Below are 22,000 nucleotides of genomic sequence, written 5' to 3' on the forward strand. Positions count from 1 at the left end.
GGCGCAAACCGGCAGGCTTTTTTTTGCCTGGTCGGTGATGAAATGTTATTATATATTTAATATAAACTATTTAACATCGCCCATGAAGACATCTCGCCGGGCAGGATGGACCTTGTTAGTGATGTGCGCCATGTGGCCCGCGTCCGGTGCCGCACAAGTACCAACGCCGGCGCATATCAGAGAGACGGTTGCGAGAAACCTGAGCTTCAGCTTGACTGTGCTTGACGCCGGTGCCCGGCAGGTCACACTGATCGGCACGATAGACGCCGCCATGGCCGAACAATTCAAGGCGGCGGTAGCGGACGGTCACGTCGATACGGTGGTGGTCGATTCCTACGGCGGCGATATTGCCAGCGCCATGGACATTGCCGATCTGATCCGCCAGCGAGGCATGCATGTCCTGGTTGATGGCCGCTGTTTGTCAGCATGCGCCAGTTACCTGTTTTCAGCCGCTGCCACCAAGACCGTACTGCCAGGCTCGGTCGTAGCGATACATGGCTTGACGTTAAGGTATCCCGATGGCGACCAAATGAAGCAAGCGACCGAGTCGCAGGCGGACGAATTGTTTCGTTCGTCGACCATGGTTGGCAATCGCGACTTCTTCAACCGTTTGACGGCGCGGCAGAACGAATTCTATCGGCAACTCGGGGTGCGCAGCGATCTGCGCGACAGTTTCGCGCGCTACCTGGCCCATCGCAAGCAATTGCTGGGCACCGACATGATCGCGGCGCAGCAACATGCGCCCGGCTGTCCGCCGGTGCAGATGTGGGCGCTGGACAAGGCGCAGCTGGAAGCGGCCGGTGTGCGCGGCATCGGCGCGTTCTGGACGCCGTCCGGCGACGAGCAAAAAGCCCGGCTGCTGCGTGACCTCGGTTTGCCTGCGGAGTTCCTGTACTACGGCCCGGCAACGGGACTGGAGCAGCTGTGCACGCGGCCGCCCGGCGGCATCGCCAAGATGAAGCAATGGCTGGCGCGCACCTTTAGCCGCTAGGCGAAAAAAAACCCATCGGTACCGAGCGAACTCGGGCCGATGGGTTTTTGACTAGCTACAGCGATTACAGCGAAACGCGCAGGCCCAGGTAGTAGCGGCGGCCGATGGCGTCGTAGGTCGACGCATCGGTCTCGGTGCCGACGGTGCTGCCCGGCAGGCCGCTGATGATCGGTGCCGGCTTGGCGTCAAACGCGTTGTTGATGCCGAAGTACACCTGCATCGACTTCTTCGCTTCCTTCTTGATGTCGTAGGTGAACTGGAAGTCGTTGTAGGTCTTCGAACCCACGCCCACCGTGCCCGGCGCAATGTCCAGACCCTTCAGGAACTGGTCGTCCAGCGCCACCGGACCGGTGTAGGTTGCGGTCCAGGTCGCACCGAAGCTGCCCCATTTGTACGCCATGTTCAGCACCGCCTTGTTGCGCGGCGCGTTGACGCTGTTGGCGGTGATTTCGCCGACGTCGTCGTTGCGCGGGGTCTTGGATGGATCATCCTTGTCTTCCGGAATTTCCCGGCGCCAGAATTGACGCAGATAGGTGTAAGCCAGTTGCGCGCTCAGGCGGCCTGGACCGACCCGGTCCGCCCACGACACGGTCATGTCCAGGCCCTCGGTACCCACGCCGCCGCTGTTGGTGACGGCGGTGTCGCTGTCCTTGATGGAGCCGGAGCTGAGGTTGCCCATCTGCGCAGGACGGCGGGTGATGAATTTGCAGAATATCGGATTGTTGTGGTTGTAGCACTGGTCCAGCGAATACTGGCGGTCGGTGCCGACGATGGCGTCGGCGATATTGATTTTGAAGTAGTCCGCCGTAAAGGTGACCTTGTCCAGCACCGGAATCGAACGCGGCGTGATGACCACACCGATGGTGGTCGAGCGGCCTTTTTCTGCCTTCAGGTCCGGATTGCCGGTGTTGTAGCCGCTGATCCCTTGCTTGTCGGGCTGGGTCAGCGTGAAGACGCCGCCGTGCGCCGCCATGTTGGCAGCCACGCCAGGCGCGTTCTTGCAGTTGGTCGCCAGCGCGGAGGTCGACGACGACGACACGCCGTCGCACGGATCGACCAGGCCGTTCGGAAAGTCCTGGCTAGGCGCCTGGTACAGTTCGTTGATGTTCGGCGCGCGGGTCGATTGCGCGCGGGTCGCGCGGATCTTGAAGTCCGACGTCACGGCCCATTCGCCACCAGCGTTCCAGCTGTTGGTGCTGCCAACGGTCGAGTAGTCGCCATGGCGGAAGGTGCCCAGGAAACTCAGTTCCTTGGCGAAACGCATATCCTTCAGCACCGGGATGCGGGTTTCGACGAACGCTTCACGCACCTGATACTTGCCATAGGTCGGCGGCGTCGCGTTGCCGGCGTTCAGGCCGGACTGGGTCAGCGGATCGGGCACCGAGCTCGACTCTTCGCTGCGCCATTCGAAGCCGGCCGCCAGGCCGAGTTTGCCCGCTGGCAGGTCGAACAGGTCGCCGCTGACGGTGGCGCCGGCCAGTTTCTGGGTCACGGCGGTCAGCAGCGAGCCTGGCGCGGTCACGTATTTCAGCGCTTCCGGCGACACGGTGTTGTAGCCGAAGATGTTGATCGGCACGCAGCCCTCGGCCACCGCATGGGAGTCGCTGCACACTGGCGTGCCGGTCGGGCCGGGAATCGCGCTCAGCGCATAGCGCAGGTTGGGGATGTTGACCTGGCCGGTGGAGCTTTGCGCTTCCTTGGTCTTGCCATAGGTGATGTAGGTCTCGTAGTTCCAATCCTTGACCGTGCCTTTCAGGCCGGTGGAGATGCGGAAGGTGTCGCGGTCGACGTCGGAATGGCGCGGGCCAAACTCGGACAGGCGGCGGGTGAAGAAGTAGTCGGGGATGCCGTCGCCGTCGTTGTCGCTGATGCGGTCGTACAGGTATTGCGGCACCAGCGGATTCTTGACCAGTTTGCCGTTGACCATGGCGCCGGCCGGCGTTTGGCCGCCGCTGCCCGGGAAGACTTTTTCCGCGCCGAGCGGGAACGATTCGATATTGCTCGATGCCTTGGTCGAGGCGTACGTGCCCTCGAAGAAGGCGCTGTGGTTGTCATTGAAGGCGTGGGTGCCGTTCAGCGCAAACAGGTAGCGTTCGGTCGGCACGGCGATGATGCGCAGCGGGGAACGGTTGTAGCCGGTCGCGCCGACGCCGTTGACGCCGTTGGCGTTCCACGGGATGACCTTGCCGTCCTTGTCGTAGGTGAAGTCCTCGGCGTCGCCGTAGAAGTGCCCTTGCGGCGCGTAGCCCGAAAAGTTCGGGCCCTTCGGCACGAAGGCCAGTTCAGGGTGGCCCTTGACGATGGACGAGGTCTGGTCCTGCGCCGAGCGATCGCGGTCTTTGGAGAACACCGCGCCTTGTTTCGAGTAACCGAAGTGGCCCATGATGTTGCTGGCGCCATCGGCGCTGGTGGTGCCGAAGGTCAGCGCCAGTTTTTTCTTGAGGTCGTCGCCGTGGCTGCTGCGGCCGGACTGGGCATCGACCAGCACGCCGTCGAAGTTCTTCTTCAGGATGATGTTGACCACGCCGGCCACCGCGTCCGAGCCGTAGGTCGCCGAGGCGCCGCCGGTCAGCATCTCGACCCGTTCGATGAAGTCGGTCGGGATGGTGTTCAAGTCGACCGAGGTATTGCCAGGCACGCCAGAGACGAAACGGCGGCCATTGACCAGCACCAGGGTGCGCGAGTCGCCCAGGTTGCGCAGGTTGACGGTGGACACGCCGGCGCCCGAGGTCAGGAAGTTCGAGTTGGTGCGGCTCAGCGTCGGCGTGCCCAGTGTTGGGTTCTTTTGCAGCAATTCCTGCAAGTTGACCGCGCCCGAGGCGGCGATATCGGCCGAGGTCAGGATTTGCAGCGGCGACGGCGAGTCAGCGCCGGGCGCCGAAATACGCGAACCAGTAATTTGTACCTTCTGCACCACCTCGGTCGTGGCGTCCTGGGCGTGGGCGGCTTGTAAGCCGAGGGCCAGTCCGCCCACGCAGATCATGCGTATGGAACGGCACAGTGTTGTTTCCTTGATCATTACCAACTCCTCCAATTTTCATTAGCAATTGCAACTTGTCGGAAAAAAACATTTTTTCCGATCCGCTAATGTATTGGCTGAGTGATATTTTTGTAAACATAAAATGACAAAATAATCAAAAAAATAACATTGTGTTCTTTTTACGCTACAGGGTGATGCGCAAGCCCAGGTAATAGCGTCGTCCGATCGCGTCGTAGGTCGAGGTATCGGTCTCGGTGCCGGTGACGTTGCCGGGCAGGCCGCTGATGATGGGCGGCGCCTTGGCGTTGAAGGCGTTGTCGATGCCCAGGTACAGCTGCAGATACTTCTTCACGTCATAGGTGAACTGGAAATCGTTGTAGGTGCGCGAACCCACGCCCACCGTGCCCGGCGCGATGCTCAGGCTCTTCAGGAACTGGTCGTCCAGCGATACCGGGCCGGTGTAGGTGGCTGTCCAGTTGACGCCAGCCGGGCCCCATTTGTAGGCGAGGTTGAGGCCGGCCCGGTTGCGCGGCGCGTTGGTGTTGGCCGCGGTGATCTCGCCGACATCGCTGTTCTTCTCCGCCTCCGGCGTCGCCTTCTGCCACAGCTGGCGCAGCCAGGTCCAGGCCAGGCGGGCGCTCAGGTTGCCGGGACCGACCTTGTCCGACCACGAGGCCGTCACGTCGACGCCTTCGGTGCCGAAGCCGCCGCTGTTGGTGGAGGCGATATTGCTGTATTGAATGGAGCCCGAACTCAGGTTGCCCACGGCCGCGGGACGGCGCGTGATGAAGCTGCAAAACGCCTGGTTGTTCTGGTTATAACATTGATCCAGCGCATATTGACGGTCGGTGTTGACGATGGCGTCGGCGATCTTGATGGTGAAATAGTCGACCGTAAAGGTAAAGCGGCGCAGCATCGGCACCGAACGCGGCGTCACCACCAGGCCTATCGTGGTGGAGCGGCCTTTTTCCGCCTTGAGATTGGGGTTGCCGGTGTTGTAGCCGCTGATGCCTTGCTGGTCGGCCTGGTTTAACGTGAACACGCCGCCATGTGCCGCCATATTGGCCGCAACGCCCGGCGCATTGCGGCAATTGACGGCCAGCGCGCTGGTGCCGGAAAACGCCACGCCCTCGCAGGGATCGACCAGGCCGGTCGGGAAGTCCTGGCTGGGTGCCTGGAACAGCTCATTGATATTGGGCGCCCGCGTCGATTGCGCGCGTGTGCCGCGCAGCTTGAAGTCGGATGTGACGCCCCATTCCAGGCCGGCGTTCCAGCTGTTGGTGCTGCCAACGGTGGAATAGTCGCCGTGCCGCACCGTGCCGAGGAAGCTCAGCTCGCGGGCAAACGGCCGGTCCTTGAGCAGCGGCACCCTGGTTTCGACAAACACTTCGCGCACCAGGAAGTTGCCGAAAGTGGGGGGCAGGGCGTTGCCGGCGTTCAGGCCGGACTGGGTCAGCGGGTCGGGAATGGCGCTGGAATCCTCGCTGCGCCATTCGAAGCCGGCGGCGATGCCGATGCGGCCGGCGGCCAGGCCCGGCACCTCGCCGGTGACGGAACCGCCCACCAGCTTCTGCGTGATCGCCGTTTCCAGCGATCCGGGCGCGGTCACGTATTTGAGCGCGGCCGGCGTGATGCTGTGGTAGCCGAAGATGTTGATCGGCACGCAACCCTCGGCCGTCGCATGCACGTCGCGGCACACCGGCGCGCCGTCGGGGCCGGGGATCGCCTCCAGCGCATTGCGCAAGCTCATCACATTGACCTGGCCGGTGGAGTTTTGCGCCTCCTTGGTCTTGCCGTAGGCCAGGTAGGCCTCGTAGTTCCAGTCGCGCACCGTGCCCTTCAGGCCGGTGGCCAGGCGGAAAGTGTCGCGGTCCACCGTCGAATGGCGCGGGCCGAACTCGGACAGGCGGCGGGTGAAGAAGTAGTCCGGCACGCCGTCGCCGTCGGTGTCGCTGATGCGGTCATATAAATACTGCGGCACCAGCGGATTCTTGACCAGCACGCCGTTGACGAGGGACGCGGCCGGCACCTGGCCGCTGGGTTTGTACACCTGGTCCGAGCCCAGGGCGAACGGTTCGATATTGGCGTCGACCTTGGACGAGGCGTACGTGCCCTCGAAAAACGCGCTGTGGCTGTCGTTGAACGCCCAGTTGCCGTTGGTGGCGAACAGGTAGCGCTCGGTCGGCACGGCGATCAGGCGGTAGGCCGAACGGTTGAAACCGGTGGCGCCGGCACCGTTGCCGGCCGCGCCATTTTGGCTCCACGGGATAATGTTGTTATTTGCATCATAGGTGAAATCTTCGCTGTCTCCGAAGAAATGGCCCTGCGGCGCGTAGCCGGAAAAGTTGGGCCGCTTGAGCGCGAACGCCAGTTCCGGGTGGCCCTGGGTGATGGCCGAGGTCTGGTCGACGGCCGAGGCCGGACGGTCGCGCGAGTAGACCGCGCCCTGTTTCGAGTAGCCGAAATGGCCCATGACATTGCTGGCGCCGTCGGCGCTGGTGGTGCCAAAAGTCAGCGCCAGTTTCTTCTTGAAGTCGTCGCCTTCGTTGCTGCGGCCGGTTTGCGCGTCGAGCAGCACACCGCTAAAGTTTTTCTTCAGAATAATATTGACCACACCGGCCACGGCGTCCGAGCCATAAGTGGCGGAGGCGCCGCCGGTTAATAATTCCACCCGGTCGATAAAATCCGTCGGTATCGTGTTGAGGTCGACCGCAGTATCTCCGGGCACGCCGGAAACAAAACGCCGGCCATTGATTAATACCAGGGTACGCGAATCGCCGAGGTTTCTGAGATTAACTGTGGAAACGCCAACGCTTGAAGTCTGGAAATTAGAATTGGCGCGGCTGATGGTTGGCGTGCCCATCGTCGGATTCTTCTGTAATAAATCCTGCAGATTGGTCGCGCCGGACGCGGCAATATCCACCGAGTTTAATATTTGCAATGGTGACGGTGATTCCGCCGCTGGCGAGGCAATACGGGAGCCGGTTATCAGCACCTTCTGCATGGGTTCGGCAGTTTCCTGGCTCAGCGCGGTTTGCGCGCCGAATGCCAGGCCAGCTATGCATAACAGGCGAATTGAGCGAGCGATCGTGGTTTCTTTGTTCATCATTATCCGGCTCCTAGGGTGTGTCACGGTTATTTTGAAATGCCACCGTTGATAGACTGACTAGGCTGCCGAAGAGTTCCCCCGACCGTAAGCTCGTTTTTGGCGTTTACGCGCCAATTTCTGGCACGATCACAGAATGAAGGCGAAAAAAAACCGGGACATGGTCCCGGTTGTTGCGTCGTGTTACTGCTTTTATTTGTAGATGCCGGAGCCGACCAACATGTCGTCGACTTTTTCGATATAGCCGGACTTGGCTTCCACCGCCTTGGTCACCGGATTCGGCCATTTTAAATCCACCCAGCCCTTACCTTTTGATTTGGCCAGGTCGACCATTTCTTTAATCATGGGCTTGCCTTCATTATCCTTGAGGGTAATCAAAGGTTTGCCGACCATTTTAGGATTATTACCGTGGGCTAAAGCGATGCCGTTTAAATCGTACACATAAATATACAGGTCGCGGTCATGGAAGGTGGTATTGGCCGGATCGGAAATCGCGGCGAAAGCTTTCTCCTTGCCGTCGGATTTAATCAGGGCGACCGCTTTCTTTACCATGGCGACGGCTTCGTCAGGCGTTCCCTTGTCGGCGGCCAGCGCGGTCGATGACATTGCAAACATGCTCAAGCTTAACGCCGCGGCACCGAATAATGCTTTCATATCATTTCTCCTTTGAATAAAACTGCGATGGCGCTGGGCGCTCTGCTGTTGTGGTTTTCAATATTACTGTAGTTGACGAATTTAAATCACAACAGCAGCAATTTAACAAAGAGTTCGTTGTTACTTGGCAACATTGTCTTCAAAGATGGTGCGCCATAATTCCGTGACCTGGGCCGCGTGGCTGGCCACCAATTGCGGATCGACGCGCGCCAGGTCCTGGCCTTGCAGGCGCAGCTGGTGTTGTAACTTGCGCAACTGCCGGTAGGCGTCGCCGACCCGCGCCGCCAGTCCGGCGTCGATCAATCCCAGCTCGCCGCACATTTTCAAAAGTGCAATATTGCCGTAGTTGGCGGTCAGCTGCGGGTAGGCCGCCGCGTGCTGCAGGACCAGGAACTGGACGATGAACTCGATGTCGATCATGCCGCCCGGGTCCTGTTTGAGGTCGAACAGTTCGCTGTGATTCGGCTTGGCGTCGACCATGCGTTTCCGCATTGCAATGACTTCCTGCTTCAGCGGACCGTCGGCCGGCCGTTCCTTGCGCAGCACCGCCTCGCGGATGTGCTCGAAGCGCGCGCCGATCGCCGCGTCGCCGGCGCAGAAGCGGGCGCGGGTCAGCGCCTGGTGCTCCCACACCCAGGCCGAGCTGCTCTGGTATTTCTCGAACGCCGACACGCTCGACACCAGCATGCCGCTGGCGCCGTCCGGGCGCAGCGCGGTGTCGATGTCGAACAGGATGCCGGCCGAGGTGTGCGAGGTCATCCAGGTGATAAAGCGCTGCGCCAGCTTGGCGTACTGGGCCGGCGCCTCCTGGTCGCTATCGTCGTACAGGAAGATCACGTCCAGGTCGGACACATAACCGAGCTCCTTGCCGCCCAGCTTGCCGTAGGCGATCACCGCGAACTGCGGCACTTCGCGGTGGCGCGTGGCCACCATCTGCCAGATCGCCTTGATGGCGGCGGCGACGATGGTGTCGGCCAGCGCCGACAGGTGGTCGGCCAGTTTTTCGACCGTCAGGTCGCCGGCCAGGTCCTGCGCCAGCAGGTGGAACAGCTGGGCGTGGTGGATTTCGCGCAGGATATCCATCTGCCGCTCGGTGTCGCCGGGCGCCGACGCCAGCTGGATTTCCAGGTCGGCCGCCAGCGCCACCGGGTCGAACACGGCGTTGCGGACGCGGTCGTCGAGCAGCTCGTCGAGCAGGATCGGGTGCTGGCTGAGGAATTGCGCGGCCCAGCCGCTGGCGTGCACCATGCGGATCACCCGCGCCAGCGTGTGCGGATACTCGGTCAGCAGCGACAGATAGGCCGAGCGGCGCGCGATCGCTTCCAGGAAATCGAGCAGCCGGCCCAGCGTGGCCTGCTGGTTGCCGCCGCTCGATTCCAGCGAACATTGCACGATCAGCGGCAGCGCCGCGTTGACCAGGCCCAGCAGACGGTTGCGGCTGGCTTCCGGCAGCGACTGCAGGCGCGGCGCCTGCCAGGTCGAGATCAGGCGCTTGGCCGCGCCCTCGGGATCGGTGAAGCCCAGCGCGGCGAAGCGCGACACCATGGCTTCCAGGTTGTCGGGATCGGCGCACTCGTTGCTGGACTGCGGATTGATGTCGTGCTCGCCGCCGCTGGTCTTGTCCGAGAACATTTCATCGAACTGGCCGGCGACGAACTGGCGGTGGGCTTCGATCTGGGTCAGCAGGGTGGCGGTGTCGGCCAGGCCCATCATCTGGGCCACCAGCAGGCGGTCGGCGTCGTTGGCCGGCAGGGTGTGGGTCTGGGCGTCGTCCAGGTACTGCAGGCGATGCTCCAGGTTGCGCAGGAAGGTGTAGGAAGCGAGCAGTTGATAGACGATGGCGTGGCTAAGCAGGCCTTTTTCGGCGATGATGCGCAGCGTGGTGCGGGTCGAGCGGTCGCGCAGGGCGGCGTCGCGCCCGCCCCGTATCAGCTGGAACACCTGCGCCAGGAATTCGATCTCGCGGATGCCGCCGCGGCCCAGCTTGACGTTGTTGCTGCGGTCCGGGTGCAGCCGCTCCTGGCGGTTGACCTCGGCGCGGATCTGCGCGTGCATATTGCGGATGGCGTCGATCACGCCGAAGTCCAGGTAGCGGCGGAACACGAACGGCCGCACGATGGCGTCCAGCGCGGCGATGTCCTCCGGGCGGCCGGTCACGGCGCGCGCCTTGACCCAGGCGTAGCGCTCCCACTCGCGCCCCTGGACGATCAGGTATTGCTCCACCATGCTCAGGCTGGCGGCCAGCGGGCCCGAGCCGCCGTTCGGCCGCAAGGCCATATCGACCCGGAACGTGTAGCCATCTTCCGTTATCTCCGACAATGCCGCGATCAGCTTCTTGCCCAGCCGGATGAAGAATTCGTGGTTGGACAGGCTGCGCTGGCCCGGCCCGGCGAGCGTGTCGCCATCCTCCGGGTAGACGAAGATCAGGTCGATGTCGGACGAGACATTCAGTTCGCCGCCGCCCTGCTTGCCCATGCCCAGCACGATCAGCTCCTGCGGCTGGCCGGAATCGCGGCCGATCGGCGTGCCGTGCGCCGCCGTCATTTCCGCGTAGATCTCGACCATGTGCTGCTGGATGGCGAAATCGGCGAAACGGGTCATGGCTTCCACCACCTCGGCCAGGTTGGCCTTGCCTTCCAGGTCGCGGCGGATCAGCACGCAGACCAGCAGGTTGCGCAGCCGGCGCATGGCGCGCGGCAGGGGCAGTGGCGGGGCGCCGGCGGGCACGTTGGCGGCTTCTTTTGCTAAATAATCAGCAAGATTAATCTGGGCAAGCGATAATTGCGCTAAATCATCAGCCTTGGCGGCGCGGTCGGGAGCGGCGGCCAGCCAGCGCTGGTAAAAACGTGACGCGGTGGGTGCAATCATGGGCAACGTGTTTCCTGAAACAGTTAGTCGGTAACAGCATGTAAATCACGTAAAACCGGTGCAGCCCCGCTCTAAGCGGCGCTGGCTAGCACAGGTGATGCGGTAGAATTGCTGCGCAGGCATAAAAGCTTGAAACCGAGTTTAGCGATTTATTTGACGCATGGCCTGATTTATTAGCTTATTGATGCAAAAACCAGAAGAGGGGACTGTGACAGGCGAGGGGCCTTTGGCCGCGCGCTGGCACCGGCTGCGTGCCGCCTATCGCATCTGTAACCTGGCCAGCCATCACGTGCTGGGCTTCACGCTGAAGCTGTTCCTGCTGCTGTATTTCGCCTTCGCCATCCTGTTCCTCACGCTGCGCTACGTGGTGCTGCCGAATATCGACCACTACAAGGGCGATATCGAGCGCCTGGCCAGCGGCGCCGTCGGCAACCGCGTCACCATCTCCCGCATCTACGCTTCCTGGACCGGCCTGCGTCCCAACCTGTTCCTGGGCGACGTGGTGCTGCACGACCAGCAGGGCCAGCAGGCGCTGACCTTGCCCAGCGTGTCGGCCACCTTGTCGTGGTGGAGCGTGCTGGCCGGCGCCGTGCGTTTCGAATCGCTGGAGCTGGTGCGCCCCGAGCTCGACGTGCGGCGCCAGGCCGACGGCCGCCTGCTGGTGGCCGGTATCTCGATCGACCCGCGCCAGCCGAGCGACGGCCGCGGCGCCGACTGGCTGTTGTCGCAGCGCGAGATCGTCATCCGCGAGGGCCGCCTGCAATGGACCGACCTGCAGCGCGGCGCGCCGCCGCTGGCGCTGGACGGCGTCAGCATCGTGCTGCGCAACCAGTGGCTGCATCACCAGCTGGCGCTGAAGGCGACCCCGCCGGCCACGCTGGCCGCGCCGCTCGACGTGCGCGCCGACTTCAGCCATCCCGCCTTCGGTGCGCGCGTGTCCAACCTGTCGATGTGGAAGGGCGAGCTGTACGCCGACGTGCGCGGCACCGACCTGCTGGCCTGGAAGCCCTGGCTGGACTTCCCGTTCGAGCTCAACAGCGGTGGCGGTTCGCTGCGGGCCTGGGTCGGCATTGACCAGTCGCGCGTGACCGGCTTTACCGCCGACGTCGGCCTGCGCGACGTTTCCGCCGTGCTCGGCAAGGAACTGCCGCTGCTGGACCTGCGCCAGCTCAGCGGCCGCATCGCCGCCCGCGAGGACATGCCGGCCACCGCGCCGCTGGTCAAGAAGGGCGCGGTGCGGCCGCGCTTTGGCGCGCTGGGCCACAGCGTCGAGCTGAGCAACCTGACCCTGACCACCAGCGACGGCCTGCTGATGGCGCCGACCTCGCTGTCCGAACACTACACCGCCGCCAGCGGCGCCAAGCCGGAGCGCTATGAAATCCGTGCCCGCCAGCTGGACCTGCAAACCATGGCCGGCCTGGCCGAACGCCTGCCGCTGAACGAGCACCAGCGCAAGCTGCTGACCGACTTCGCGCCGCGCGGCCTGCTGCAAAACTTTTCCGCCGAATGGCAGGGCGCGTATCCGGCCTTGCAGTCCTACCGCGTCAAGGGCGAGCTGGCCGGCCTGGGCCTGAAGCCGCAGCCGCCGCGCCTGGCGCAGCCGAAAACCGCCAAGTCGCCGGCCATCGCCGCCTTGCCCGCCATCCCCGGTTTCGACAACCTGAGCGGCGCGATCGACGCCACCGACAAGGGCGGCAGCTTCAGCCTGGCCTCGACCCAGCTGGTGCTGCAAATGCCGGACTACTTCAGCGAGCCGTCGATGCCGTTCGACCGCCTGAACCTGAAGGCGCGCTGGTCGTTCGAGCCGGACAACCAGCTGCTGCTCCAGATCGACAGCATGGACTTCCTGCAAAACGGACTGAGCGGCACGCTGCAGGGCACGCACAAGATGCCGCTGGGCGGCAAGGGCGCCGGCCATGCCGACCTGACCGGCAGTTTGAACGGCTTCCAGTTGAACCGCATCGACAACTACCTGCCGCTGCAGACCCCGCACAACCTGCGCGCCTGGCTGACCGGCGCGCTCGAAGGCGGCGTCGCCAGCGACGTCACGCTGCGCCTGCGCGGCGACCTGGCGCACTTCCCCTTCCACGGTGACAGCAGCGCCGACAAGGCGCGCGGCGAGTTCCGCGTGGCCGGCAAGCTGACCGAGGGCAAGCTGAATTATTCGCCCAGCCATTTCCTGCACGACGGCAAGGAGCTGGGCAAGGACGGCAAGCCGCTGCCGCTGTGGCCGCAGGCCGAGCACATCAAGGGCAGCTTCGTGTTCGAGCGCGCCCGCATGGAAATCCGCGGCGACACCGCCACCACCGCCGGCGTCGCGCTGTCCGGCGTGAAGGCGGTGATTCCCGACCTGACGATCCACGATGCGATGCTGGAAATCGACGGCAACGCCGCCGGGCCGATGCAGGAATTCCTCAAGTACATGAGCGTTAGTCCGGTGCTGGAGTGGATCTCGCACTTCACCGACGAAACCCAGGCCAGCGGCAACGCCAAGCTGGCGCTGAGCCTGCGCCTGCCGCTGTCGCACCTGATCGACGCCAAGGTGCAGGGCGCGCTGCAACTGGCCAACAACGACATCACGCTGATGAACGACCTGCCGCCGGTGCAGGCGTCGCAGGGCAAGATCGAGTTCAACGAGCACGGCGTCAACCTGAACCAGCTGTCGGGCAACTTCCTCGGCGGACCGGTCAGCATCACCGGCGGCAGTCAGAAGGACAACGCCATCGTCGTCAAGCTGGCCGGCGCGATGACGGCCGACGGTTTCCGCAAGACCTATCCAATGCCGGCCATGCAGCGCCTGGCCGGCCATTTTTCGGGCGGCACGCGCTACACCGGCACCATCACGGCGCGCGAGCACCAGGTGGTGGTGGCGGTGGACTCCACGCTCAACGGCCTCGGCATCGAACTGCCGGCGCCGGTCAGGAAGGCCGCGCCGGATGCGCTGCCGGTGCGCTTCGTGCTCACCAGCGCGCTGGCGCCGGACGCCGCCGGCGCCGTGCATGACGATATGCGCATCAGCCTCGGCAACAATATCAACGCGCGCTACCAGCGCCAGAAGCTCGGCAAGACGCCGTGGAAGCTGGTGCGCGGCGGCATCGGCGTCAACGCCCCGGCGCCGGAGCCGGACGGCGGCATGGCCTTCAACATCAGCCTGCGCGCGCTGAACGTCGACGCCTGGCTGGACTTCGGCAGCGAGATCGCCGGCAAGGCCGAAGCTTACGCCGGACCCGACGCCACCGACGCCGCCGACGTCGCCCAGTACGTGATGCCCGACACCATCGCCGCGCGCGCCAGCGAGCTGGTGATCGGCGACCGCAAGCTGGACAACGTGGTGGTCGGCGTCAGCCGCCAGAAAACGGTGTGGCAGGCCAGCGTCGATTCCAGCCAGGCCAACGGCTATGTGACCTGGAGCGAACCGTCCACCGGCCAGGGCCTGGGCAAGGTGACGGCGCGCCTGTCGTCGCTGGTGATCCCGGAGTCGGCCTCGAAGGATGTGCAGGATCTGCTCGACGGCAAGAGCGCGGCCGCCACCATCCCGGCGCTGGACGTGGTGGTCGAGCGCTTCGAACTGTTCAACAAGCAGCTGGGCCGGCTGGAGCTGCAGGCGAGCAATGCGCAGCTGCCGAGCGCACGCGAATGGCGGATCGGCAAGCTGTCGCTGGCCAACCCGGACGGCGAGCTCAAGGGCACCGGCAAATGGGTGACCAGGGATGGCGTCCACACCACCAGCCTGAACTTCAACCTCGACATCGCCGACGCCGGCAAGCTGCTGGACCGCTTCGGCTTTGTCGGCACGCTGCGCAACGGCAAGGGCACGCTCAACGGCGACATCGCCTGGAAGGGCCTGCCGTATTCGCTGGATCTGCCCAGCCTGTCCGGCGACATCAAGCTCAACGTGGAAAAAGGCCAGTTCCTGAAGCAGGACCCGGGCGCCGCCAAGCTGCTGGGCGTGCTCAGCCTGCAAGCCCTGCCGCGCCTGCTCAAGCTGGATTTCCACGACGTCTTCTCGGAAGGCCTGGCCTTCGACGGCATCACCGCCGACGCCGCCATCAACCGCGGCATCGCCAAGACCGACAACTTGAAGATGCACGGCGTGGCCGCCACCGTGCTGATGGACGGCAGCGCCGACATCGCCAATGAAACCACCAACCTGCATGTGGTGGTGATACCGGAAGTGAATCTGGGCACGGCGCCGCTGGTGTACGCGCTGGCCGTCAACCCGGTGATCGGCCTGGGCAGCTTCCTGGCGCAGCTGTTCCTCAGCGCGCCGGTGATGAAGGCATTGACCTATCATATGCAGGTCACCGGGCCGTGGAAGGCGCCGGTGGTGACCAAGCTCGACGCATCCAAAGTCGAACCGCCGCCCGCCGCCAAGGGCAAGCAATAATTTGAACGGGACAGCCATGCATACAGTTGCCGCAGTACAAATGATTTCCTCGCCGTCCGTGACGGAAAATATCGCCACCGCGCGCCGCCTGGTCCACCAGGCCGCCGAGGCCGGCGCCACCCTGGTGCTGCTGCCGGAATACTGGGCCATCATGGGCCTGCAGGACAGCGACAAGGTCGCCGTCGCCGAGCCGCTGGGTCAGGGGCCGATCCAGGACTTCATGTCCGCGCTGGCGCGCGAGCTGGAGATCTGGCTGATCGGCGGCACCTTGCCGCTGGCGTCCGACGATCCGGAAAAAGTCATCAACACCACGCTGGTCTACAACCCGCAGGGCGAGCACGTGGGCCGCTACGACAAGATCCACCTGTTCGGCTTCAGCAAGGGCACCGAGTCCTACAACGAATCGCAGACCATCGTGCCGGGCCGGCATGTCGGTGTGTTCGAGGCGCCGTTCGGCAAGGTCGGCATGTCGGTCTGCTACGACCTGCGCTTCCCCGAGCTGTACCGCGCGATGGGGCCGGTGGCGCTGATCGTCGTGCCGGCCGCGTTCACCTACACCACCGGCCACGCGCACTGGGAAATCCTGCTGCGCGCGCGCGCCATCGAAAACCAGTGCTATGTGCTGGCGGCGGCGCAGGGCGGCACCCATCCGAATGGCCGCCGCACCTGGGGCCACAGCATGCTGATCGACCCGTGGGGCGCGGTCAAGGCCGTGCTGGCCGAGGGCGAGGGCGTGGTCCACGGCGACATCGACCTGATGTTCATGGACAGCGTGCGCCAGAGCCTGCCGGCGCTCAAGCACCGGACTATGTAAACGCGGCATGTGAACTCCGCTACAATTGCACCACACTATTAGAAGACACCATCATGAAGCCATTTGAACCGAATCTGTCCACCCTTGCCGTGGCGCGCGACATCCTGCTGACGCCGTTCGGGCTGGACGAAGCCAAGCTGCTCAAGACGCTGGGCTCGATGTTCACCCACAAGGTCGACTACGCCGACCTGTATTTCCAGTTCACCAAGAACGAAGGCTGGAGCCTGGAAGAGGGCATCGTCAAGACCGGCAGTTTCTCGATCGACCAGGGCGTCGGCGTGCGCGCCGTGTCGGGCGACAAGACCGCCTTCGCCTATTCGGACGACATCTCGGAAGCGGCCCTGATGGACGCGGCCTCGGCCACGCGCACCATCGCCCGCGCCGGCGCCGGCAAGATCAAGGTGGCCGGCGCGATGACGCCGACCGGCGGCCGCTCGCTGTACCTGCCCCACGATCCGCTGGCCTCGCTCGACGCGACCGCCAAGGTCAAGCTGCTCGAGCGCGTCGAGAAGATGGCGCGCGCCAAGGACCCGCGCGTGGTGCAGGTGATGGCCAGCCTGGCCGGTGAATACGACGTGGTGCTGGTGGTGCGCAGCGACGGCGTGCTGGCGGCCGACATCCGCCCGCTGGTGCGGGTATCGCTGACGGTGATCGTCGAGCAGAACGGCCGGCGCGAGATGGGTTCGTCCGGCGGCGGCGGCCGCTACGACTACGGCTACTTCAGCGACGCCCTGCTGGAAGAATACGCGACCGAGGCCGTCAAGTCGGCGGTGGTCAACCTCGACGCGCGGCCGGCGCCGGCCGGCCCGATGACCGTGGTGCTGGGACCGGGCTGGCCCGGCATCCTGCTGCACGAGGCGATCGGCCACGGCCTCGAGGGCGACTTCAACCGCAAGGGTTCGTCGACCTTCTCCGGCATGATCGGTGAGCGCGTCGCCGCCAAGGGCGTGACGGTGGTGGACGACGGCACCCTGGCCGACCGCCGCGGCTCGCTCAACATCGACGATGAAGGCAACCCGACCCAGTGCACCACGCTGATCGAGGACGGCATCCTGAAGGGCTACATCCAGGACACCATGAACGCGCGCCTGATGAAGATGCCGGTGACCGGCAACGCCCGCCGCGAATCGTTCGCCCACCTGCCGATGCCGCGCATGACCAACACCTACATGCTGGGCGGCGACAAGGACCCGGCGGAAATCCTGGCCTCGGTCAAGAACGGCCTGTACGCGGTCAACTTCGGCGGCGGCCAGGTCGACATCACCAACGGCAAGTTCGTGTTCTCGGCCAGCGAGGCCTACATGATCGAAGACGGCAAGGTGACCTACCCGGTCAAGGGCGCCACTTTGATCGGCAACGGTCCGGAAGTGCTGAACCGCGTCTCCATGATCGGCAACGACATGCGGCTCGATCCGGGCGTGGGCGTGTGCGGCAAGGAAGGCCAGAGCGTGCCGGTGGGCGTCGGCCAGCCGACCCTGCGCATCGACGGCGTGACCGTCGGCGGCACGGCCTAAAAACCACGGGGGTCAAGTCTGACATTCGGACACGAGCTCTGCCGTAACGACATGATACGGCAGAGCTCGTGTCCGAATGTCAGACTTGACCCCCGCTGTGGAGGTATTAGCTTATAGCCATAAACTACTTGCCAAGCTGTCGGCAATAGCGTTATAGTCAATCCAATACTTACGGAACATCATCATGACCCGCTTCTTCTTTACCACCTACTTTTACTTTAGCGATTCCAACCTCGAGGCGGTGGAGTAGCGGCCGGTACACGTAGAAGCAAAGACGAGTTCCTGCAAATTCCTAAAAAACCGCCTTCCGAGGCGGTTTTTTTTTACCCTGACTTTTAGAAGATTCATTACCTGGAGAACAGCATGCCCCGTACCGATGATTTGCGCATCCGCGAAATGAAGGAATTGACGCCGCCGTCCCACCTGATCCGCGAATTCGCCTGCACCGAAAACGCCGAGCAGACCGCGGCCGACGCCCGCATCGCGCTGCACCGTATCCTGCACGGCCAGGACGACCGCCTGATGGTGGTGGTCGGCCCCTGCTCGATCCACGATCCCAAGGCGGCGATGGAATACGCGCGCCGCCTGGTGGTGCTGCGCCGCGAACTGGCGGGCGACCTCGAGATCGTGATGCGCGTCTACTTCGAAAAACCGCGCACCACGGTCGGCTGGAAGGGCATGATCAACGACCCCTACATGGACAGCAGCTTCCGCATCAACGACGGCCTGCGCATGGCGCGCGAGCTGTTGCGCGACATCAATGAGCTGGGCTTGCCGGCCGGCACCGAGTACCTGGACGTGATCAGCCCGCAGTACATCGCCGACCTGATCAGCTGGGGCGCGATCGGCGCCCGCACCACCGAGTCGCAGGTGCACCGCGAGCTGGCCTCCGGCCTGTCGTGCCCGGTCGGCTTCAAGAACGGCACCGACGGCAACGTCAAGATCGCGGTCGAGGCGATCAAGGCGGCCTCGCAGCCGCACCATTTCCTGTCGGTGACCAAGGGCGGCCACTCGGCCATCGTGTCCACCAACGGCAACGAGGACTGCCACATCATCCTGCGCGGCGGCAAGACCCCGAACTATGACGCCGCCAGCGTCGACGAAGCCTGCAAGGCGATCGCGGCCCAGGGCCTGGCGGCGCGCCTGATGATCGACGCCTCGCACGCCAACAGCTCCAAGAAGCCGGAGAACCAGGTGCCGGTGTGCGCCGACATCGGCCGCCAGGTGGCCGGCGGCGACAACCGCATCGTCGGCGTGATGGTCGAATCGCACCTGGTGGCGGGCCGCCAGGATCTGGTGCCGGGCAAGGAATTGACCTACGGCCAGTCCGTCACCGACGGCTGCATCGACTGGGATAGCAGCGTGCAAGTGTTGCACGACCTGGCCGCCGCCGTGCGCCAGCGCCGCCTCGCCACTCAGGCGGCGGAGGCCGCGTCCAAGTAACACAAGGTGGCACCGTTACACTCCAGATACAAAGGGACCCAATCGTTATATGGGTCCCTTTGTTTTTGCGGAGCGCTATCAATAGTGTTGTAAGAACCACGAATGTGACACGAGTTCGATTGACGTTAACTTCCTCGCATGTTTTTATATAAAGCATGGGTGGTGTCGTCGAACACCTTCCTGCGTTCGTTCACCTGTCCTGTTTTTCAGAGCGACCTGTTGCCAGTCCGGCGGCGGGCGTCGGACGGGTGTATCCAAAAATAATAGCGGAGGTAAGTCATGATTCAAGAAAGAATGCTGTCGCGGTCCTTGCGGTTGATGTTTTCCGGCGGCGCCATTGCCGGCCTGGGTTGGCTGGCCCTGCCCGCCATCGCGCAAGATGCCGCGACCGACCAGCAGCCCTTGCAGCGGGTCGAGATCACCGGCTCGGCGATCAAGCGCATCGCCAAGGAGGGCGCGCTGCCGGTGCAGGTGCTGACCAGCGCCGACATCAAGCAGAGCGGCGCCACCTCCGCGACCGACCTGATCCAGATGCTGCCGTCGATGCAGGGCTTCGTGCCGGCCTCCAGTTCGGTCAACGGCGGCGGCGCCGGCGTCACCACGGCGGCGCTGCACTCGCTGCCGTCGAAGTACACCCTGGTGCTGCTGGACGGCCAGCGCCTGGCGCCCAGCCTGCTCGGCACCGGGCAGGGCGGCGGCTACGCCGTCAACATCGAGAGCATCCCGCTGGAGGCGGTGGAGCGGGTCGAGATCCTCGGCGACGGCGCCTCCGCGCTGTACGGCTCGGACGCGATCGCCGGCGTGGTCAACTTCATCCTCAAGAAGAACATGACCAAGGGCGAGGCCTACGCCACCTATGGCCAGCCGCGCAAGTCCGGCGGGCGCTGGTCCAGCGCCGGCCTGACCAAGGGCTGGGGCGATCTCGACACCGATAAATTCAACATCCTGTTTTCCTACAGCCACGACGAGCAGCAGCGCCTGACGGCCTTGCAGCGCCCGTTCTCGGCGCAGGGCGCCTTCTTCAAGTTCGGCAGCGGCGGCAAGCAGTACTGGTTCGACCAGCGCACCGGCAACACCGAGCCGGCCAACATCACCTTCAATGTGCGCCCGCGCGGTTCGGCCAGCACGGTCGAGACCAGCGGCGTGGCGATCAATCCCTACCTGGCCGCCAAAGGCAATTGCGGCAGCCCGCTGGCCGGCCCGCTGGGCACGCAGTGCCGCTTCAACTATGGCGCCACCGTCGAGGACGTGCCCGGCTCGCGGCGCGACAGCGGCCTGCTGAAAGGCACCTGGCAGTTGAACCAGGACACCCAGCTGTGGGGCGAACTGGTGCTGTCGAGCTATTCGATGACCGCGCAGTACGCGCCGTCGGCGCAGCCGATGGGCGTCAATTCCACCGACCGCTTCCCGCAGCTGTACCAGCGCTACATCCAGCCCTACCTGGACGCCAACAACCTGGAGAACCCGACCGGCGACGGCACGCTGGGCTACCGCTCGGTGCTGATCGGCGGCCGCGCCGACGAGTACATCACCGACGCCCGCCACTTCGCCGTCGGCGTCGACGGCAACGCCTGGGGCTGGAACTACAACGCCAGCCTGATCCTGTCGCAAAACAAGATCAAGGACAACGCCGCCGGCGGCTATTCGGACTTCGACAAGCTCAACGCGCTGGTGGCGTCGGGCGTCTACGATCCGGTGATGGGCACCGGCGCCGACCAGCTGCGCGGCGCGCTGGTCAACGGCACCACCTTCTCGACCAACACCTCCAAGCTCAACACCTTGCACGCGGGCGCGCAGCACGACCTGTTCAGCCTGCCGGGCGGCACCTCCATCATCTCGCTGGGCGGCGACTATTCCAAGACCCATTACCAGATCGCCTACCATCCGACCATCCTGGCCAATTCCGGCTACGCCAGCCAGCCGGCGTCGGCCAACTACCCGGTCGGCGGCAACTACGGCCAGGTGCCGTTCGACGCCCGCCGCGACAACTGGGGCATCTACAGCGAGGTGCTGCTGCCGCTGGCGAAGACGTTTGAAGCGACCGTCTCCGGCCGCTACGACAGCTACGACAAGACCCACAGCGACTACATCTTCGCCAAGCTGGCCGACGCCAGCGGCCTGCGGCCGCAGCTGGCGTCCGGCGAGGTGGGCAACTCCTTCAGCGCCGGCACCTACAAGGTCAGCGCGCGCTGGACCCCGGTCGAATCGCTGCTGCTGCGCGCCGCCTACGGCACCGGCTTCAAGACGCCCAACATCAGCGACATCGCCGGCGCGCCGACCTTCTACGGCAGCACCGCCGGCAGCTATGCCTGCCCGTTCCCCGGCTCGCCCGGCTGCCAGGTGGGCCAGGCGCAATACGACCTGCTGACCGGCCCCAACGGCGCCAGCGGCAGCGAGGGTCTGCAGCCGGAGAAATCCAAGCAATGGACGCTGGGCGGGCGCATCGAGGCGCTGCGCGGCCTGTCGCTGGGACTGGATTTGTGGAATGTGCAGATCCGCAACCAGGTGTTGTCGGCCGGCGTGCCGGAGCAGGTTGGCTTCGCCAATCCGCAGCAGTACCAGCGCCTGTTCGTCAATCCGTATCCCGATCCGGCCGGCTACACCACGATCGGCTATCTGCAGGCGCCGATCAACGGCGGCGTGGCCAATTACCGCGGCGTCGACTGGGACTTCAGCTTCCGCAACAAGTCGCCGGTCGGCGACTGGAAGGCGGCCTGGACCGGCACGTATATGATCAAGCAGAACTACACCACCCAGGCCGGCGGCGAGATCAATTCCAACCTCGGCCGCTTCGGCCCGGACAATGGGGTGGTGTTCCGCGTGCAAAGCAATCTGGCGCTGAGCCTGACCAACGGCAAGTTGACCAACACCTTGACGGCGCACTACAAGTCGGGCTACCACGACCAGGCCTATCCGGTGGACACGGCCATCTTCGCCGTCAACCCGGACGGCAGCGTGGGCGACTCGGTGGCCTTCGGCGGCTTGTGGACGCCGTCCTACACCACGGTCGACTGGCAGGGCAAGTATGACTTCGGCCGCTTCACGCTGACCGGCGGCATCAAGAACCTGTTCGACCGCAATCCACCGCTGACCCTGCAGAACGCCGGCGGCGGCAACCAGTTGGGCTACGACGGCCGCTACACCGATCCGGCCGGACGCTCGTTCTACCTGACCGGCAACTATAAGTTCTGATAAAGAAAAAGCCCCGTGTGGGCTTGCGACGATCTTGATCGTCGCAGGCGC

10 protein-coding genes are annotated in these 22,000 nt (G+C 64.2%); 6 read left to right on the top strand and 4 right to left on the bottom strand.

Translation table 11 applies throughout. The features are described 5' to 3' along the window. Positions 1-82: 82 nt before the first annotated feature. Positions 83-991, top strand: a complete 909-nt coding sequence (locus KVP70_RS29740) for a Clp protease/crotonase-like domain-containing protein (RefSeq protein ID WP_217946000.1) — start codon at positions 83-85, stop codon at positions 989-991. 64 nt (positions 992-1,055) lie between these two features. On the opposite strand, the gene KVP70_RS29745 is transcribed toward KVP70_RS29740, so the two are convergent. The 4 genes from KVP70_RS29745 to glnE all read right to left on the bottom strand — a co-directional run bounded on the left by KVP70_RS29745 (position 1,056) and on the right by glnE (position 10,599). Then, complete coding sequence (locus KVP70_RS29745) at positions 1,056-4,010, bottom strand: TonB-dependent receptor plug domain-containing protein (protein WP_217946001.1); 2,955 nt, start codon at positions 4,008-4,010, stop codon at positions 1,056-1,058. A gap of 145 nt (positions 4,011-4,155) precedes the next feature. Next, positions 4,156-7,080: a TonB-dependent receptor plug domain-containing protein gene (locus tag KVP70_RS29750; protein ID WP_307730295.1), complete on the bottom strand. Its 2,925-nt coding sequence runs from the start codon at positions 7,078-7,080 to the stop codon at positions 4,156-4,158. A gap of 189 nt (positions 7,081-7,269) precedes the next feature. Beyond that, positions 7,270-7,731, bottom strand: coding sequence for a cache domain-containing protein (locus KVP70_RS29755; protein WP_217946002.1), 462 nt, complete (start codon positions 7,729-7,731; stop codon positions 7,270-7,272). A gap of 120 nt (positions 7,732-7,851) precedes the next feature. Next, positions 7,852-10,599 carry a bifunctional [glutamate--ammonia ligase]-adenylyl-L-tyrosine phosphorylase/[glutamate--ammonia-ligase] adenylyltransferase gene (gene glnE / locus KVP70_RS29760; protein WP_217946003.1) on the bottom strand — a complete coding sequence of 916 codons (2,748 nt, stop codon included), beginning with the start codon at positions 10,597-10,599 and terminating at the stop codon, positions 7,852-7,854. A 184-nt stretch (positions 10,600-10,783) separates the two neighbouring features. Here glnE and KVP70_RS29765 point away from each other — a divergent pair, with 184 nt between their 5' ends. The 5 genes from KVP70_RS29765 to KVP70_RS29785 all read left to right on the top strand — a co-directional run bounded on the left by KVP70_RS29765 (position 10,784) and on the right by KVP70_RS29785 (position 21,949). Continuing rightward, the gene (locus KVP70_RS29765) at positions 10,784-14,986 is read left to right on the top strand and encodes a YhdP family protein (protein ID WP_217946004.1); all 4,203 of its coding nucleotides are present in this window, start codon (positions 10,784-10,786) and stop codon (positions 14,984-14,986) included. A gap of 16 nt (positions 14,987-15,002) precedes the next feature. Beyond that, complete coding sequence (locus KVP70_RS29770; RefSeq protein ID WP_217946005.1) at positions 15,003-15,800, top strand: carbon-nitrogen hydrolase family protein; 798 nt, start codon at positions 15,003-15,005, stop codon at positions 15,798-15,800. 53 nt (positions 15,801-15,853) lie between these two features. Further along, positions 15,854-17,314 (top strand): metalloprotease TldD, encoded by a 1,461-nt coding sequence (gene tldD, locus KVP70_RS29775; protein ID WP_217946006.1) that lies wholly within the window; start codon positions 15,854-15,856, stop codon positions 17,312-17,314. 363 nt (positions 17,315-17,677) lie between these two features. After that, positions 17,678-18,757 (top strand): 3-deoxy-7-phosphoheptulonate synthase AroG, encoded by a 1,080-nt coding sequence (aroG, locus tag KVP70_RS29780; RefSeq protein ID WP_217946007.1) that lies wholly within the window; start codon positions 17,678-17,680, stop codon positions 18,755-18,757. A gap of 279 nt (positions 18,758-19,036) precedes the next feature. Continuing rightward, complete coding sequence (locus KVP70_RS29785) at positions 19,037-21,949, top strand: TonB-dependent receptor domain-containing protein (RefSeq protein ID WP_217946008.1); 2,913 nt, start codon at positions 19,037-19,039, stop codon at positions 21,947-21,949. Positions 21,950-22,000 lie beyond the last annotated feature (51 nt).

The sequence above is a fragment of the Duganella violaceipulchra genome (genome assembly GCF_019166075.1).
Classification (GTDB): Bacteria; Pseudomonadota; Gammaproteobacteria; order Burkholderiales; family Burkholderiaceae_D; genus Rugamonas; species Rugamonas violaceipulchra.

Bases quoted from the DNA above. Each gene is read 5' to 3' on its own strand.
- KVP70_RS29740 (WP_217946000.1), top strand. From the start codon at position 83: ATGAAGACATCTCGCCGGGCAGGATGGACCTTGTTAGTGATGTGCGCC.
- KVP70_RS29745 (WP_217946001.1), bottom strand. From the start codon at position 4,010: ATGATCAAGGAAACAACACTGTGCCGTTCCATACGCATGATCTGCGTG.
- KVP70_RS29750 (WP_307730295.1), bottom strand. From the start codon at position 7,080: ATGATGAACAAAGAAACCACGATCGCTCGCTCAATTCGCCTGTTATGC.
- KVP70_RS29755 (WP_217946002.1), bottom strand. From the start codon at position 7,731: ATGAAAGCATTATTCGGTGCCGCGGCGTTAAGCTTGAGCATGTTTGCA.
- glnE (WP_217946003.1), bottom strand. From the start codon at position 10,599: ATGATTGCACCCACCGCGTCACGTTTTTACCAGCGCTGGCTGGCCGCC.
- KVP70_RS29765 (WP_217946004.1), top strand. From the start codon at position 10,784: ATGCAAAAACCAGAAGAGGGGACTGTGACAGGCGAGGGGCCTTTGGCC.
- KVP70_RS29770 (WP_217946005.1), top strand. From the start codon at position 15,003: ATGCATACAGTTGCCGCAGTACAAATGATTTCCTCGCCGTCCGTGACG.
- tldD (WP_217946006.1), top strand. From the start codon at position 15,854: ATGAAGCCATTTGAACCGAATCTGTCCACCCTTGCCGTGGCGCGCGAC.
- aroG (WP_217946007.1), top strand. From the start codon at position 17,678: ATGCCCCGTACCGATGATTTGCGCATCCGCGAAATGAAGGAATTGACG.
- KVP70_RS29785 (WP_217946008.1), top strand. From the start codon at position 19,037: ATGATTCAAGAAAGAATGCTGTCGCGGTCCTTGCGGTTGATGTTTTCC.